Annotated in this window: 11 protein-coding genes; 2 read left to right on the top strand and 9 right to left on the bottom strand. The window is 41.9% G+C overall.

Annotated elements, in window-relative coordinates:
- Positions 1-40: 40 nt before the first annotated feature.
- The 9 genes from ptsP to DZ860_RS24345 form a co-directional block, all read right to left on the bottom strand.
- A complete protein-coding gene (ptsP, locus tag DZ860_RS00895; protein WP_120029030.1) occupies positions 41-2,599 on the bottom strand; it encodes a phosphoenolpyruvate--protein phosphotransferase in 2,559 nt (852 codons plus the stop codon).
- A gap of 80 nt (positions 2,600-2,679) precedes the next feature.
- Positions 2,680-5,310, bottom strand: coding sequence for a glycoside hydrolase family 38 N-terminal domain-containing protein (locus DZ860_RS00890; protein WP_120029029.1), 2,631 nt, complete (start codon positions 5,308-5,310; stop codon positions 2,680-2,682).
- 125 nt (positions 5,311-5,435) lie between these two features.
- Positions 5,436-6,548 carry a PTS fructose transporter subunit IIC gene (locus tag DZ860_RS00885; protein WP_120029028.1) on the bottom strand — a complete coding sequence of 371 codons (1,113 nt, stop codon included), beginning with the start codon at positions 6,546-6,548 and terminating at the stop codon, positions 5,436-5,438.
- On the bottom strand, positions 6,548-6,856 hold the full coding sequence (locus tag DZ860_RS00880; protein WP_120029027.1) for a PTS fructose transporter subunit IIB: 309 nt from the start codon (positions 6,854-6,856) through the stop codon (positions 6,548-6,550). The genes DZ860_RS00885 and DZ860_RS00880 overlap by 1 nt, the downstream gene beginning before the upstream one ends.
- The gene (locus tag DZ860_RS00875; RefSeq protein WP_120029026.1) at positions 6,838-7,329 is read right to left on the bottom strand and encodes a hypothetical protein; all 492 of its coding nucleotides are present in this window, start codon (positions 7,327-7,329) and stop codon (positions 6,838-6,840) included. Before DZ860_RS00875 ends, DZ860_RS00880 begins: the two co-directional genes overlap by 19 nt.
- A 326-nt stretch (positions 7,330-7,655) precedes the next feature.
- Complete coding sequence (locus tag DZ860_RS00870) at positions 7,656-8,531, bottom strand: endonuclease/exonuclease/phosphatase family protein (protein WP_120029025.1); 876 nt, start codon at positions 8,529-8,531, stop codon at positions 7,656-7,658.
- An 85-nt stretch (positions 8,532-8,616) separates the two neighbouring features.
- Positions 8,617-10,692: a metallophosphoesterase family protein gene (locus DZ860_RS00865; RefSeq protein WP_120029024.1), complete on the bottom strand. Its 2,076-nt coding sequence runs from the start codon at positions 10,690-10,692 to the stop codon at positions 8,617-8,619.
- A gap of 168 nt (positions 10,693-10,860) precedes the next feature.
- Positions 10,861-11,403, bottom strand: a complete 543-nt coding sequence (locus DZ860_RS00860) for a hypothetical protein (protein ID WP_133305426.1) — start codon at positions 11,401-11,403, stop codon at positions 10,861-10,863.
- A gap of 455 nt (positions 11,404-11,858) precedes the next feature.
- Entirely contained in the window at positions 11,859-12,005 is a 147-nt protein-coding gene (locus tag DZ860_RS24345) for a hypothetical protein (protein ID WP_165862824.1), read from the bottom strand.
- A 370-nt stretch (positions 12,006-12,375) separates the two neighbouring features.
- On the opposite strand from DZ860_RS24345, the gene DZ860_RS00855 reads away from it, so the two are divergent.
- Entirely contained in the window at positions 12,376-13,326 is a 951-nt protein-coding gene (locus tag DZ860_RS00855) for a hypothetical protein (protein WP_120029022.1), read from the top strand.
- Positions 13,316-15,691: a polysaccharide lyase 8 family protein gene (locus tag DZ860_RS00850; RefSeq protein ID WP_120029021.1), complete on the top strand. Its 2,376-nt coding sequence runs from the start codon at positions 13,316-13,318 to the stop codon at positions 15,689-15,691. The genes DZ860_RS00855 and DZ860_RS00850 overlap by 11 nt, the downstream gene beginning before the upstream one ends.
- Positions 15,692-15,693 lie beyond the last annotated feature (2 nt).

Genomic DNA, 15,693 nt, shown 5'->3' with positions numbered 1-15,693 from the left:
AACCGCCATCAATTGTTAAAGATGACGGCAAAAGTAGCGTTTAAGCCTCTAATGTCTTGGTCAAAATATCGATAACCTCTGACGGCTCTTTGGCTTGTTTTAACGACTGTCTAAACTCTTCATGCATTAGTTTTCTCGCAATCTTAGAAAACACTTTCATGTGGGTATCTTTACCCTCATCCGTGACAGTCAACATAATGATCAAATCTACGTCGACGTCATCACCCCACGCAATTTTTTCATTTAAAGTAACAACCGAAACGCTGTTGTGACTCACATGTGATGATTTACAGTGAGGAATCGCAACCGAAAACCCTAGCGCTGTCGAGAAGACCGCTTCTCGGTCCCAAATAGCCTGTTCGACCGCTTGCGCGTTCGGGGCTCGCTCGTTGACTTCTAAATTATCCGTTAACAGTTTAATTGCTTCGGCTTTACTGCTTACATCACGTTGTGTGAAGACCAAACTCGTATCTAACGTCGGTAATGCTTGGCCCTGATTAAGGAACGCTTCGACTGAAGAAGCCACTTGCACACCACTTTCTAGCTCCACGACTTCATTTAGTAGTGTTTCGCAATGTCTGGTATTTAACTGGGCTAAACGGCGTTTGCTCGAGGCCACTTTTGATGCCGCCATTGAGAATTGGCGAAGCCCTGCCCCAAGTAACAAAGGTTGCGCTTTTGCATCGGCTGCCATTTCACCACATAAGCTCACAGCAATACCTGCTTGTTGTGCCCTTGTAATAATGTCGCGCACAAAAGCTAAAAAAGCAGGGTTAAGATGGTCGTATAGATGAGCAATAGCTTGATTGCCTCGATCACAAGCAAAGAAGTATTGAGTTAAGTCATTACTGCCAATCGAAATAAAATCAATATAGTGACTCGCTTGCTTAAGCAAATAAGCAATAGATGGTACTTCAGCCATCACACCCAACTTCACGCAACCAAGTTGATGCCCCTCATTAAGTAAGTCAGACGTAACTTTCATCAGTAGTTCATGGCACCAACGAACTTCATCAAGGTTCGCAATCATAGGCACCATAATGGACACTTCACCAGCACTGCTCGCACGAACTAGTGCTCGAAACTGTGATTCAATGATCGACAGATACTCTGGATACATGCGAATTGCGCGATAACCAAGAAATGGGTTCTCTTCCTGTGGGAAGCCCATATATTCACAAGGCTTATCTCCTCCAATATCCAGTGTTCTAATGACGACTTTTTTGCCCGCGCTGGCTTGAACAACGCTTACATAGTGCTGGAATTGTTCCTCTTCACTTGGTGGCGTCGCTCGCTCACAAAACAACATTTCGGTGCGAAATAAGCCCACACCATCAGCGCCAGCGTTAAGTGTGCCAGCAATTTCCTCACTGGTGACAATATTAGCAAGCACATCCAACGTTTGGCCGTCTTCGGTCGTGACCGCTGTGTGTTTAAACGCAGCATTTTTGGCTTCAATACGAGCGAGCTTATCTTGTTCCAGTCGGTAAAAAGTTTCTGTTTGCGAATTAGACTCTAAAATCAATACACCATGAATGGCATCGACCACTAAATCTTGATTTGAAACGACATGTTCTGTCAGTGATTCAATGCCCACTAATGTAGGAATAGCAAAAGAACGAGCAAGAATAATCGTATGCGAGGTTGTGCCGCCCTCCCCCATGATCAAACCTTTAATGCTCTCTTTTGGCAATGCCAGTAACTGGCTCGGGGTTAACAATGTCGGTGAGACAATCACACTGTCGCTTTCAATTTTAGGTGTCGTGACGAGTTCAACCCCATAGCAAATCGATGCCAACTGTAAGCAGATATCTTTAATATCGAGCGCACGCTCTCTTAGATATTCACTGCTGCTTGCTTCTAATGGTTCGCAAAGGTCACAACATGCCAAAGCGATTGATCGCATTGCATTATTTCCATTCATCACAGTTTGTGCATGCTTGAGCAAAGCATGGGCTAGCTCGCTGTCTTGGGTGATTTTTAAATGAGCCTCAACAATATTACAAGCATCACTATCACCAGCATCGCTCGAATCTAACTGACTCTGTAAGCGGTCCGCTAGCGTTTTCAATCCAAAATCGAGCTTAGTTTGAATCTCACTTGCTGATTCAGTCCCATAGTTTGGAGCAAGTGTGAGTAAATCAACCTGCTGTATCACCACCGCTTTTCCTGCTCCTATTCCTGTAGATGCCGCGGTGCCGCGTAGAAGTTTCGGCGCTGATTGTTCAAGAAAGACTGGAAGTGCCTTAGCTTGCTTACCGTGAGCGTGACCAGAAAACTCATTCGTTTCATCGTTCTTTCCATCAACGCCACCTTCAACGTCTCCATCAATCCCCGCCAATTCATCTTCAATGAATGCGCTAAAAAAGGCCTGTGCACTCTCTGCATCTACTCCTGTAAACTCCAAGCAGCATTCATCATTTAATAAAATATCAGCACTGATCAATGACAATACACTTTTTGCGTTTGCGACCTTATTTTTGGTTTTATTTAGCAGTCTAATATCCGCAGCAAACTGACTTGCTCGCAGTTCAATCTCTTTTGCTGGTCTTGCGTGTATCCCATTCGCTAGAGGGCAAATAAATTCAATCTTGTTCATGGCTATTTCTCAATACTTTAGTGTTTGGCTTTATTATTTACGGCTTATAATTACGTTGAGTAAGGTGTTTAAGCTATGTATCAATGATCGCTGTCAGCCAATACGGAAATACTCACAGAGAGTGGACTGCTTGGTTGTACCTTATCGCTGAATGGCGTTTTATCACTTGATAGCACCGGCGTTGTTTCATCTAATTGAACTCGGCGGGTTTCATATTTGCAGTTCAACTCACCAACTATTTGTACTGTTGGTGTCGGGTTATAAGCACGAAGAATTAATGCATCGCTTTCTTCTGCTTTTTTCAAAGTACTGAAATGGAGGGAGCTCTCCCAACTCAATAGGCTTTGAGAAGCCGGGAAGTGGGTATCTTGTTTATTCAAACGAAATCGCGCCCAATCGGTCCCAACATGCGCAATAACAGGTGTATTGATCATTTCAATCGTACGCCAGAAAGACTCTTCATTACCCATATCAAAAGGAACCAGCGACAATTCAAAGCAATGTTCGCCTTGAATTTGAGAATCAGGAGATGGCAAAACCATACCTGATGCTCGCCCTGGACGATAAGTAAGGTTAGGTTGCCCTAGCCAACCAACGCTACGCATCAAAGTAATCGCTAACACTTGAGGTTTAGCACGATCAATTTCATATTCACGCAACCCCTTGGTGACAATACCTAGACCACGCTCGTCGTCTCGCTGCAGCACCATTGACTGCATTGGGTAGTTAGCAATTGGAGCTTCTGTCCACCCCTCTTGCTCCCACAGTTCTAATTCTTGCGGAATGGTTTGTCTTTCAATCAAACCGAATGGTTGATCGGCAAAGTGGGTTTCTTTAACAATACCCGTAGGGAAATGCATCTGAATGCGGTGATCGCAAACGGTATTATCCAACTCAACTTTGACATCAATACTTGGTCTGTCATTACGCAAAGTAAGATGCAGCGATACTGGCAGTTTGACCGATGTAATCCCTTGCTGACGCTCATTCAAATCGGCAGGCAAAGAAAATTCAAACGCGACAGTTAGCGAACTGAACAACTCTCCTTGAACCGTTGTGACGAAATGCTCACACTCTCGGTTACTGATTATCCAGTCGTCTGCCAACGGGGAGAAGTTGTAATTATCACCTTGATCTGAACCATCTGTGAGTTCAAATACGTTATGGTATTGATGACCATTTCGACGATCTATCAATGAGATTGAGTTATCGGCCAAGTGTTCAATGTCGAACCATTGATTTGCAATGTGTTTTGTATCAGACGGCGATGTAGTCGCTTGACTGCACACACCCATCCCCTCTTGTAAATAAATAGTCGTGTATCCACATGCAGGGATTGCTTTTAGCTCAACCGCTAGTACTAGTTTGCGATACCATGTCGTTGTGGTGTCGTTAGACAGCTCTTGGATAATAGTCGACATGTCCTGTTGTGACTCATGAACGATCTGATAAGGAAGTAATGATCCTGTTCCATCCACAAATGCAATCGTGTCAGCCGCCGTATAAATCGTCAGCTCAACTAAACTGTCGCGCAACTTAGGAACACTGTTAAAGACCACCACTTTGGTGCCATCAACTTGCGCTTCGATACCCTCAGCCAGTTTGCGGAAATTGAGTTCTAATAGCTGCTCTGCCATTTCAATTCCTGACTCTAAGCGATTCAAGACCATGACATTCACACGGTCAGAATTGCAGCCGCCAATACTATCGTGAGCATGGCTCTTCATTGCAGAACGCCAAATCGAATTAATTGCACTTTGTGGGTACGGCAATCCATTGGCAAAGTTAAGGGCTGCCAAAGGCTCTAAGTGACGGCTAAGTAGTTGTTCTAAACGCGCATTGGCGAGCTTAATATCCATACGTGTTGAGAAAATTCCACGATGAATGCGCATGTATTTAGGGTCGAGCATCTCTCCGCTAAAACGAGGCAATTTATCTTGCTCATGTTCCAACGATTTAAAATAGTTATCGAATGAACTATTTACGAAATGAAACTCATCCTGGCTCTGATTTACATGATCGAGTAAACCTGGAATTTGATATTCAAAAGGCGATTGATCATTACCATTTGGTAGCATGACAGACTGAGTAGCAGCAAACTGGCACTGCTTACGTGCCCGCTCAACGATTGCATCTGTGATGACATTTTTATCGGTTGGTAGCCATTTAGCACAACCATACCCCCAAGGGAAAACTGCCGTCGTCACTTCGCTGCCATCTTGGCTCTGCCAAGTAAATTCCGTATTAGCCACTAAACGCTCTGACCAGCCACGCCAAATAACCGCTTTATTGATGTTAAATTGCGTCAGCAACATAGGCAGTTGTGCCATCTGACCAAACGAATCCGGTACGTAACCGACTTCCAAGGTTTCACCCATACGACGGCAGTCAGCCAAACCCAATAACAAATTGCGTGCAATCGACTCAGCACTAACGGTTAGAAAATCCGTTTGCGTATACCAAGGCCCAATCAAAATACGGCGACTTTTAATTAGTTTTTCTAATCTATTTTTATTTTCAGGCGCCACTTCAAAATAATCATCAAGCATCACTGTTTGGGCGTCTAAAATAAAAGGACCAATCGTTTTATCTGATTCCATTCTAGACATTAAATCGTCCATAAAATAATAAAGAAGTGCTTTTGAATCATTCTCGGTAAAATACCACTCACGGTCCCAATGAGTGTGTTGAATTAAATGTATCGTTTTCATAAGACGTCATAACCCCTGAAGCAAAGTGCTCCATGTATAAATTTGAGTGGTAATTGGGCTATTCCCGTTCTACTCCAAGTTCTTTGGATTTAGAGATATAGCCCTGTAGTTAGATAGGCTGAAGATTAACGAGAAACGGTGAATTTTGGTGCGTTCTCTTTCTTCACTTCTTTTTTAGTTTCTTCACCATTGAAGACCAGCAATGAGCCCACTGCAATAATAGCGGAGCCTGTTGCAATGGCGAGCACATAAACAAACCAACTTTCCACTGCTAGCCAGCCATAGAAGCCTGAAATAGGCGCCTTATTTACAGCACCTAGGCCAACTGCCATTGCCGCTCCAACTGCAGAACCAACAACGTTTACTGCGATGATTTTAGGGTTAGCCAATGCAAATGGAATCGCACCTTCAGAAACACCGATCAAACCCATCAATGTTGATGCCTTACCCGCTTCTTGAAGTGATTCTGGGAAACGTGATTTCCAAATCAGGGTCGCCATACCAATACCAATTGGTGGGATGATGATCGCCACTTGCGCTGCGGTATTAGGATCGTAAATACCCGATGCTAATAACGCCATTGCAGTGGTTACGGCCGCTTTGTTGATCGGGCCACCAAGGTCGAAACCAACCATGCCACCCACTACCGCTGCCAATACAACTTTGTTGCCATCAGACATAGACAATAGCCATGTTTCAAGTCCACGGTTAAGCGCGGCCATCGGGTCGCCGATAACGTAAGACATCAATGCACAAACGATTAGCGTGCCGCCAACAGGGATAATAAAAATTGGACCTGCAGACGCTAATGCTTTCGGCAGTTTAATATTGTTTGCTAGGTAACGAACGATGTAACCTGCAATCAGACCCGCGGCCAAGGCACCAAGGAAACCAGTACCCAGTTTTCCGGCCAATAAACCACCAATCATACCCGGAGCAATCGCTGGTTTATTTGCAATCGCAAAACCAATGTAACCAGCCACTATAGGAAGCATTAGTGATAGCGCTAAACCACCAAATCCATCGAAGTCATGAAAGATTTGCACCAAGCTATGTACAGATTCAGCGTGGCTTGAATCCCATATATTATCAACGCCATAAAACGATGCACCAATACGTGCAATCCCCATCAACACCGCGCCTGCGATAATGAAAGGAAGCATGTACGACACGCCAGTCATAATGGCATTTTTCACTTCGGTGCCGACCGATTTTTTCCCTGCGTTAAATTGAGTCATTATTGAACCTCCGCGGTCAGTGCCTCAAATAGTGCATCCCCATGTTTAATTGGATCGGCAACTTTACATTCGATTTTTGGTAATGAAGAGAATCGCTCAAGCCCTGTAATAGCGACGTCAGCTGCAATGATCGCTGCATCTGCACGAGCAATGTCTTCAGCGGTAATTTCATTTTCTACGCCCATACTACCCTGAGTTTCAACTTTAACTTCGATCCCCAGTTCTTTGCCTTTAACTTCTAGTGCTTCAGCAGCCATATAAGTGTGTGCAACGCCTGTAGGGCAAGCAGCTACGCATACGATGTACATAGTGTGTTCCTCTTTTTATTGTAAAAAAAAACACACAACAGCGGGAACGCTTGTTGTGTGTTTTTGATATATCTATTGATAAATTTAACGAAAGTTGACGCTTTATCCAGCACTGAATACTGACATGCTTTTAAAACCTCTGTAAAACAAACCATTGCAATGAAACTCAATGCATTCAACGTTAATGATGCATGTTTTACAGCAACAGAATGATCATGATGAACATTGACATCAATCAGAGATCGGAATAGATGACGGAATGGTGGAATCAGTTCTGCACTTTTGTTCCAGAGATTTGCGTATTGTTCCGCTAAGTTAAGTTCGTCTTGCTCCATCTCAGAGACTGGAGCAACTGACAGTTTTTCGACAGATTCAATCGATTGAGGAATAAAAAACAAACAAATAGCACGAAGCACAAGCGAAAACTGCTTGAGAACCTCCATGGCTACTTCTTTGTTGATCATATTATTCATCGATTTATCTACCTATTAAAATTACTGTTTCAATATATATTGAAAAATAAATTAAATCCGTGATTCAATTCTCATTGTTAATTTAACAAAACAATAATTCCTAATTATTTCCAATTAAAACCCATCGCAAGTAGTCATTATAAAAACTAATTTGAGTTTCACCTGTTGTTTTATTCGCACTTGTTAAGCATCAGAGTATAAAAGATGCCATACAAAGCCAGATTACTACCACCATCATTACACTATCTGCATTACAGTTTGCGCATTTATCTCCATGACTTTAGGTTGTAGGCCGACGACATCTTTTAGACAAATCGCAACAAAGACTACTTATCCTCAAATGACAGGTTTGCCATCACAACAAGGTGATCCGATGCATAAATGCCATCTTTAATCACATTCTTATACTCAAAAGTATTTACGGCCAGCTTGTCGTTAACGAAGATGTAATCGATATCTTCTGTTTTAGCATTATCATAGCCATGGTAGGTATAAACTGCATTTGCATCACCATTAACCCCATTAAAAGGTTGCTTGGTAATCACTCGTGCATCTTTGTAGTAAGTAGAAATTGCGTTGTAAGAAGCTGTATCTGCGCGTTCAAAGTTCAAATCACCAAGAACTATCACCGCATCACCATCTCCGCCAGTAATTTGCTTCGCTTTTTCACTGAGTAGTTTTGCACTCTCTTGGCGAGCAAGTTTTCCCATGTGGTCAAAGTGTGCATTAAATACGAGAACTCGTTTACCCGTGTTAATTTCTTCTAAACGAACCCAAGTGGTAATGCGGGTCAGCTCTGCATCCCAACCGACGCTGGCAACCACTTGCGGGGTTTCTGACAACCAAAACGTTCCGCCCGCCAGTTTTACGTATTTATCGTTGAGGTAGAAAATCGGTACGGCTTCGCCTAAAGCGTTACCATCATCACGCCCTACGCCCTCCCAACTGTATTGTGGTAAGTGACGCGCCAAATATTCAATTTGGTCACTAAATGGTTCTTGTAAGCCGGCGATATCTATCTCTTTATCGGCAAAAATGTTAGTGACAATCTCCTTTCGATTCTGCCAGGTGTTTTTACCGTCATATTCACTACCAGCGACGCTATCTTTGCTATTTCTCACATTGAAAGACATCACGTTAAAGTCAGCCGCAATAACTGGTGCACACAAGACACAAGAAACCATTAATGCTAATTTTTTCATAATATTAACTCCATTTATTTTTGTTTGATGAGCGGGTAGCTCCCCGCTCATTTATTTTCCAAGCTAGTTCTGTTTACTTTCAGGGTTACTTTTTCAAATCTGCAATCGTGCCTTTTTCAAGATCGAGCTTAAAGTGATAGCTAGGCTGACCATTAGCAAACTTAGTTAAGATGCCAAATAAGCCACCAAAACGTTGTTTAAACACATCGCCAAACTCAGTTGAAGTCGGGTTGTTAAGAGCTTCTGCTGCAAGCGTGCTCGCAATCAATTCGTATTGAGGCATGCGATTACGATCAATATCTTTAAATGCCAATTCATCGGCATTACGAAGACGATAAAAATCAACCGCAAGGTCAAAGCCGTTCCAAGCAGCAAAATCATCGAGCTTCATGCCATTTTCGGCTGCCAATTTGGTGGCCTGACTTTCAGCCTGTTGCCATGCTTTGGCAAACTTCGTATCTGCAATCTCTGATGGTTTAAATTCAACAGGTTGTTCTTGGCATATCTCGATAGACTGGCGTCCTTGCGTTAGCTGCGCGACTTGCTCTTGCGTTAACCCTGTTTCCAATTGACTTAGAATCATCATTTGACGGCCATCCAACGCAAATACCATCTGTTTCAAGTCACACGGCCATTCGCTTGGTAAGAAGCGCATACGTGTGAGTTCAGTGATGTGCCAGTTGGTAAACTCGTAATAATCTTTCGACGATAGTACCGCTTTGTTCCAAATGTCTTGTTTGCCTGTCGCATTGAGATGCTGCCACTCTTGCTCGTAGTGTTCGAACAACTCGTTGAAGCGAGGCACATCATCCAAAATGACCGTTTCGACTTCGACCTTGTGCTCTGGACTAAAAGTCAGAAGCTTATACGCAGGTACATATGCCGCCATTGACGGCGCTTGGATATTAAATAAGAACGAACCATCCTCGTAATGCTTCACTCCGGTATCGTTGAAGTGCATATGGCCACCAACATGGAGCTTGATCCCGGTTTTTGCTAGCGCTTCACTGACATCTTCTTTTGGTGAGCGAGCAAGTTGGAAATTGCCTGCCCCGAAAATATCTTCAATTGTTTCAGCCGCGCCGTTATAGAATTCCGTCATTGGGAAATGGCTAAACGCTACCAAGGTTTTTCCTTGTTCATCAGCGCGCTTCACTACTGTTTTCATCCAATCGATGACTTGTTCTTTATGGGTCAACATTTTGTTATAGCCAGAATTACCCGAACCACCGAAGTTCGCGGCCAATTCAGGTTGTTGGGTGTCTGCATCTGCATTTGGGATGTACACGTTGGCATCAATTGCGAGTAACCAAAGCCCTTCGACTGGCTCAACTAGGTAAGTGGTATCTGGAACCATGAAGCATGAGGAATAATCTGCTTTTTTATACTCACCTCCAGTCCCTTCATGGCAGATTTCATACTGACGTTGTTGGTACTTTGATTGCTCTTTGGCTAAGTCAAACTGGTAATTTTTTTGATTGTAAGATGAGTATGGAGTTTCCCAATACACATTGCCTTTTTGTGGGAAGAAACCAAAATCACTCAAGTCAGCCATTAGGCCTTGGTAGCCAAGCTCACGAATATCTTCAGTACAAATGGTTGGCAACTCATACCCAGCGTCAATAACCGCTGTCGCGCCTTGATAATTTTGACACTCCTGCGCCCCTTTGCTGTATATGCGTTGAATCTTGCCATCTTTTCCTAAGAAATCTCCCTCACCACTTGGACGGTCAAACGGGCGGACAGGATCGTGGTTACCCGGTGCAGCAAAGAATTCAATGTCATGTTTCTGAGCGTATTGATCCAATATTGCTCTCAAGCCGCGGATATGTACTGGTTGACCGTCATCACTAAAATCCCCCGGGAGAGCGATATATTTCACGCCACGTGCAACGGCATCATCGAGCGCAGCCAACAAGGCAAAATAGTTTTCGTTAAAAAGGCGGGTTGACGTCAACTGCGCATGCATTGAGCGAATGGTGGCATTCTCACCACTCTTACTATTTTTTATTCCCTCGAAACTGCCATCCTGAAAGTCTCCATAGACATCATGGAAGTGAATATCAGGCATAAATGCGACCTGAACCTGATCTGCCGCTAATGCTGTGCCAAAGCAACTAGAAAGCACCAGAGCCATCGTGCTCAATTTAAATTTATTCATAGTGTAAATCCCCAGTTATTGAATAATTAAAATAAAAGTAAAATCAAAATAAACATATTTACCACCATTAACTTCAACAATAAATAGATGCAAAAATCCCTTAGCAACAATATATTTAAGCTAATTAAAATTTTGTTTAAATAATGGGGGCAATTATATTTAGATCATTTATGGAGGGCGCAGAAGTAAACGTTCACTACAAACCATAGAGCTTGAGTGATTAGTAGATGTGATGAATTGTAAGGTGACGAACGAAACGAAAAAGGAAGAAACTGATACAGATAAACGAGAAAGTAGTGTCAAATGAACTGGACGATATGTAAACGAAACCCAAGCAGCAGGATCACCAAGTTTACGCTGACAAGAAAGCATTCGACTAATTGACGACCCTTGCTGAATATGTGAAAGCATCTTAAAATCAGCAACTTGAGCCTTAGACAAGGCAACTAACTGAGCTTGAACCATCAAGGTTCGTGCGGATTTCTTCGTTGGTTTTCGATGAGAACGAATAACGACCGCACGGCTCCATAATTGTGCCCACTGTTGTGCATATAGATCTAAGATATCTAATTCAGCATGATCTGATTCATTAAGGTTAGCGGTTTCAGGGACTAATGACACACCTGCAGATTCCAGCAACGCAAGCGTAGAAAAGAACAATGTCTTCCCTTGCGCTAAAGCTGAACTGAAAATGGGTGTCATTCGAATCAAAACGAGTTCCTAAATGAATTAAAGTAACGGATAGATATTATCAGTAATTTTAATAATTAATCTAATAACTAGATCACATTCGTGTTTTATTTTTAAAAACAATATAAACATGAAATATAAATAATCTTGACGAATATGGATATTAAACTTGTCGAATCAAATAACCATAAACTATCAAGTATCTGTACCCATACGGCTTAGAGATACAGGCAAGCTGAAAGCGAATACAGCTTTTGAGAATCAACGACCCACGCGCTAACGGTTGTGAGTCCCCCATTCAAGGTCATGAGCAGCAATAGACGAATCTCGCCACTTAAAGTTAATGTAAGAACACTCAACGAGGCCGTAAGCATCAATAGTTACACCGTAACCTAACTCAAGCATTTACCCGCAGGCAAGTTTGCTGAAAAACCGTAGCCCTCATCGGTTAAGTCACTATCAATTATAGGGGGTTCTTAAAACAATCTAAACTCAGCACGAGTTCTTGATCCTATCAAACCGAACTCAATCGCCCACTCGTCAGCATGTGCTTTACTGTTCACACCCACAAGATTGGTAATTTCGAATCTACACTCTAACTCCACTTTCACGTTAATTTTCATTTTGTTTTGCTTTTTGTTTGAAATTTTTACTAACGCCCAAGATGGCTATAGATTTTTTCATTTTCAATCATGAATCAGCATCACGATTATTGACTGACACGGACAATAAATAGGGTTTAACTAGTAGTTTGGCGCCTATTAATTTCAATTTTTCAGCGACACTTCCATTATTTTTCGCCCTTTTGTATGAAGCATCACAAACTTCATGACTGAAATGTAATTGTGACAAAGGTCATTAATTTTTCATTTTAATGCATGGATTTTCATTTTTTATCGAAAATTGTGATGTAAATGAAAGCATTTGAACGAGATTGATAATATAAAGAGCACCCCCGTTGATTTGTAATCAGCAATTTTTGAAGGATTGAGAATGAAGCGAAACGCTTTGGCTTTAGCAATGTTAGGTGTGCTTTTCACAGCGCCAACGATTGCACGAACTATCGTCGAGGTTGGTACGGAATATGACCATTATTTCAACGAAGTAGACATTAACGGTAAGCCTCAAAACTATGCAATGAATAATGCAGTTGTGCCTTACATTCGTTTTACACACGCTCCAAATGATCAAAGTTGGAACATGTGGGGTCGTTATTTTAAAAAGATTTACACTGAGGAAAATTTATTTCCAACAGGTGTGACTAGTGGTATGACCGATCGTTACGAGTTACATGCGTTTAAGGTTGACCGTTCAGGTGACTTACGCACTCGTTTTGGTGTCGGTGTACGTCACAACGATTATGAATCTGATCGTCGGGAAACAGAGTATCGTTTTTATCCCCAGTTTGACTACTTTGTAAATTCGACTAACCAATTTTTCTTGAATGGCCACGTTTATTTTGGTGATTCAAAAGGTAAACGTTCAACAGATAAAGTTGAAGAAGATTACGTCGATTGGGGTTATGAAGCTGAGTTTGGTTTAATTCACAGACTAAGTCCAACTGCGTTAATTAAACCGACTTTCTTTACTGAGTTTGATTCGTTTGAAAATAACTACGACGTTGATTACTGGCAATTCCGATTGGTGTACACACAAAAAATTGGTCGTGCAACTATCAACCCGTTTGTTCGTGTTGGCTTAGGGCGAGATGTTCAAGAAAAGTCTCACTACGATTACAGTCGTTGGGGCACAACGATGGACAAAAACTACAGTCGTGCGGGTATTTACGGAAATATTGGCATTTCAGGTAAGTTGAATTTTATCTACGAAACTTATTGGCAGGTCGAAGATAACAGTTATTACGATGCCAACGCTGGCGAAATAAAATCGTTGCCAGATCGTGACAAGTTCTTTGCTAAAGTGGGTATGCAATATGTATTCTAAAAAGCTTTTCAAAACATCTTTAATTGCAACTTCAATTGCATTAAGTATTGCATCAACAACTGCAATCGCGACTGAATTAGTTCAACAAGTCGAAGTAAAGCAAAGCGTTAATGAAATTAATTCCATACGTGAAAAATGGGCTTCATATTTCTTGGGTGATGTAAATCAACCGATTACCGAAAACATGAAAACTCAAATCATTGAAATCAACACTCAAGCAAAAGAGTTGTTGAACACAATGACACTTGATAAAAATGGTTTATGGGAAGAACTACCATTACATAAAGATAGTGCAGCTGAAAAACAAAAACTAGGCGTGAATCTTTATGCTACGTACAACAATATTTTTACTCTTGCTCGTGCTTATAAACTGCAAGGTGGAGAATTGTATCACGACAGTGATGTACGTGAAGCGATCACCGAAAGCTTAGTATTGTTGAACGAACATCATTACCATGTGGGCACGCCGGAATATGGCAACTGGTGGCATTGGGAATTAGGTATCAGCCGTACAGCGCAAAATACATTAGTGGTAATGTACAATGATATTCCGTATGAAATCGTTAACAACTATGTTGATGCAAGTCGTTATTTTGTACCTGTTCCAACACATTTAAGTGTGGGTTATGGCGCGCCTTATTCGAGTGCTCCTTTAGCATGGGAATCGACTGGCGGCAACCGTACTGACAATGCACAAGTTGTTTTAGTTCGTGGTTTGTTAGAAAACAACAAAGATGAAATCAAGAGTGCTATTGCAGCATTACCAAGTGTGATTCCTTACGTTGAATCAGGAGATGGTTTCTACAGCGATGGCTCATACATCCAACACAAAGATTTACCATATTCAGGTACTTACGGCCAAGTAATGCTTGAGGGTTTAGGCATGTTGTTAGGTGCAGTGGCAAACACTGAATATCAAGCGACCGACCCTGAACTACAAAAAATCTATCCATTGATGCTGGAAACGTTCGCTCCGTTACTTATTGATGGTCGCATGTCTGACATGGTGAATGGCCGTGCCATTAGCCGTATGACAGGTCAAAACGATGAAATCGGTGAATCTGTACTTAGTGCGATGTTGCTCTATGTTGACGGCGCCCCTTTAGAATATAAAGAACAGTTAACATCATTTTTGAAGCATCATTTCGATGCGAAAGGTGGGTTAGAAAAAACTCGTCTAATCAACAATCACCAAATTGCTGATCGTATGATGATGACTCGTGAAGTCAAAGAACAAAGCACAGTATCACATAAACAATTCCCAAACATGGACCGTGTGATTCACCATCGTGATGATTGGTCGTTTGGCATTGCAATGCACAGTGACCGTGTAGGTAACTATGAGTCAATCAACGGCGAAAACCTAAAAGGTTGGCATACGGCTGATGGTATGACTTACCTCTACAACCAACAAAAGCATTACAGCAATGGTTACTGGGTTGCAGGTGACGCATTCAAACATGCTGGTACTACAGTGTTATTGACTGAACGTGAGAATGCAACTGGACAATTATCAGCACAGCGCAACGGTCGTAATGGTGCAATGGATTGGACAGGTGGTGCATCGCTTGGCGATTATGGCGTAGCCGGAATGAAGTTTGTAAACTTCAATAGTGATTTGTCAGCAAACAAATCATGGTTTATGTTCGACAACGAAATTGTAGCATTAGGCTCAGACATCAAAAACAGTAGTAGCGATCAAGCAATCACGACTGTTGAAAACCGTCAAGTAGAGCAAGCGGCATCGTTGATGGTCGATGGATTGACGGTTGAGAAATTCAATGGCAATCCAAAATCATTTGAAATCACATACAACACAGACGCCCCTGTTAACGAACATTCAACTATTCAATACAGTATCTTAGATGATTCTGTAGTTGATATTCAAAAACAATGCCGTTCTGGTGATTGGTCTGATATTGGTACTAGTCAAGGCTCAGTCACTGCGTGTTTCTATGAAGCAGTTATCAATCATGATGATAACGATAGCTACGCATATATGGTTACACCAAACCGCACCGAAATCAGTGACAGTGTAACTATTGTAAAAAACAGCAATGGCGTTCATGCAGTTGAGCATAAAGAACTAGGTATCTTTGCGGCTAACTTCTTTGAAGATGGTAAAGCTGGGTTCATCACTGCTGATGACCAAATGTCTATTATGACTCAAGAAAAAGATGGCTTGCTTTATGTAGCAGTATCTAATCCAACTCGTTCTTGGTTTGATATTGATTTCACTGTTGATGGTTCAATTGAATTGGTTGAAGACTCTGACAAACGTGTTGAACTTAACGACAACAAACTTTCAATTGATATGAATGGTTTGGCTGGTTCTAGTTACAAATTCGTTATTAAGCGCAAGTAATC

This window comes from Vibrio sinensis (genome assembly GCF_003605645.1).
In the GTDB taxonomy this organism is placed as follows: Bacteria; Pseudomonadota; Gammaproteobacteria; order Enterobacterales; family Vibrionaceae; genus Vibrio; species Vibrio sinensis.
Note: the sequence above shows the minus strand (reverse complement) of the source record. Positions and strands in the feature narration are given on the sequence as shown.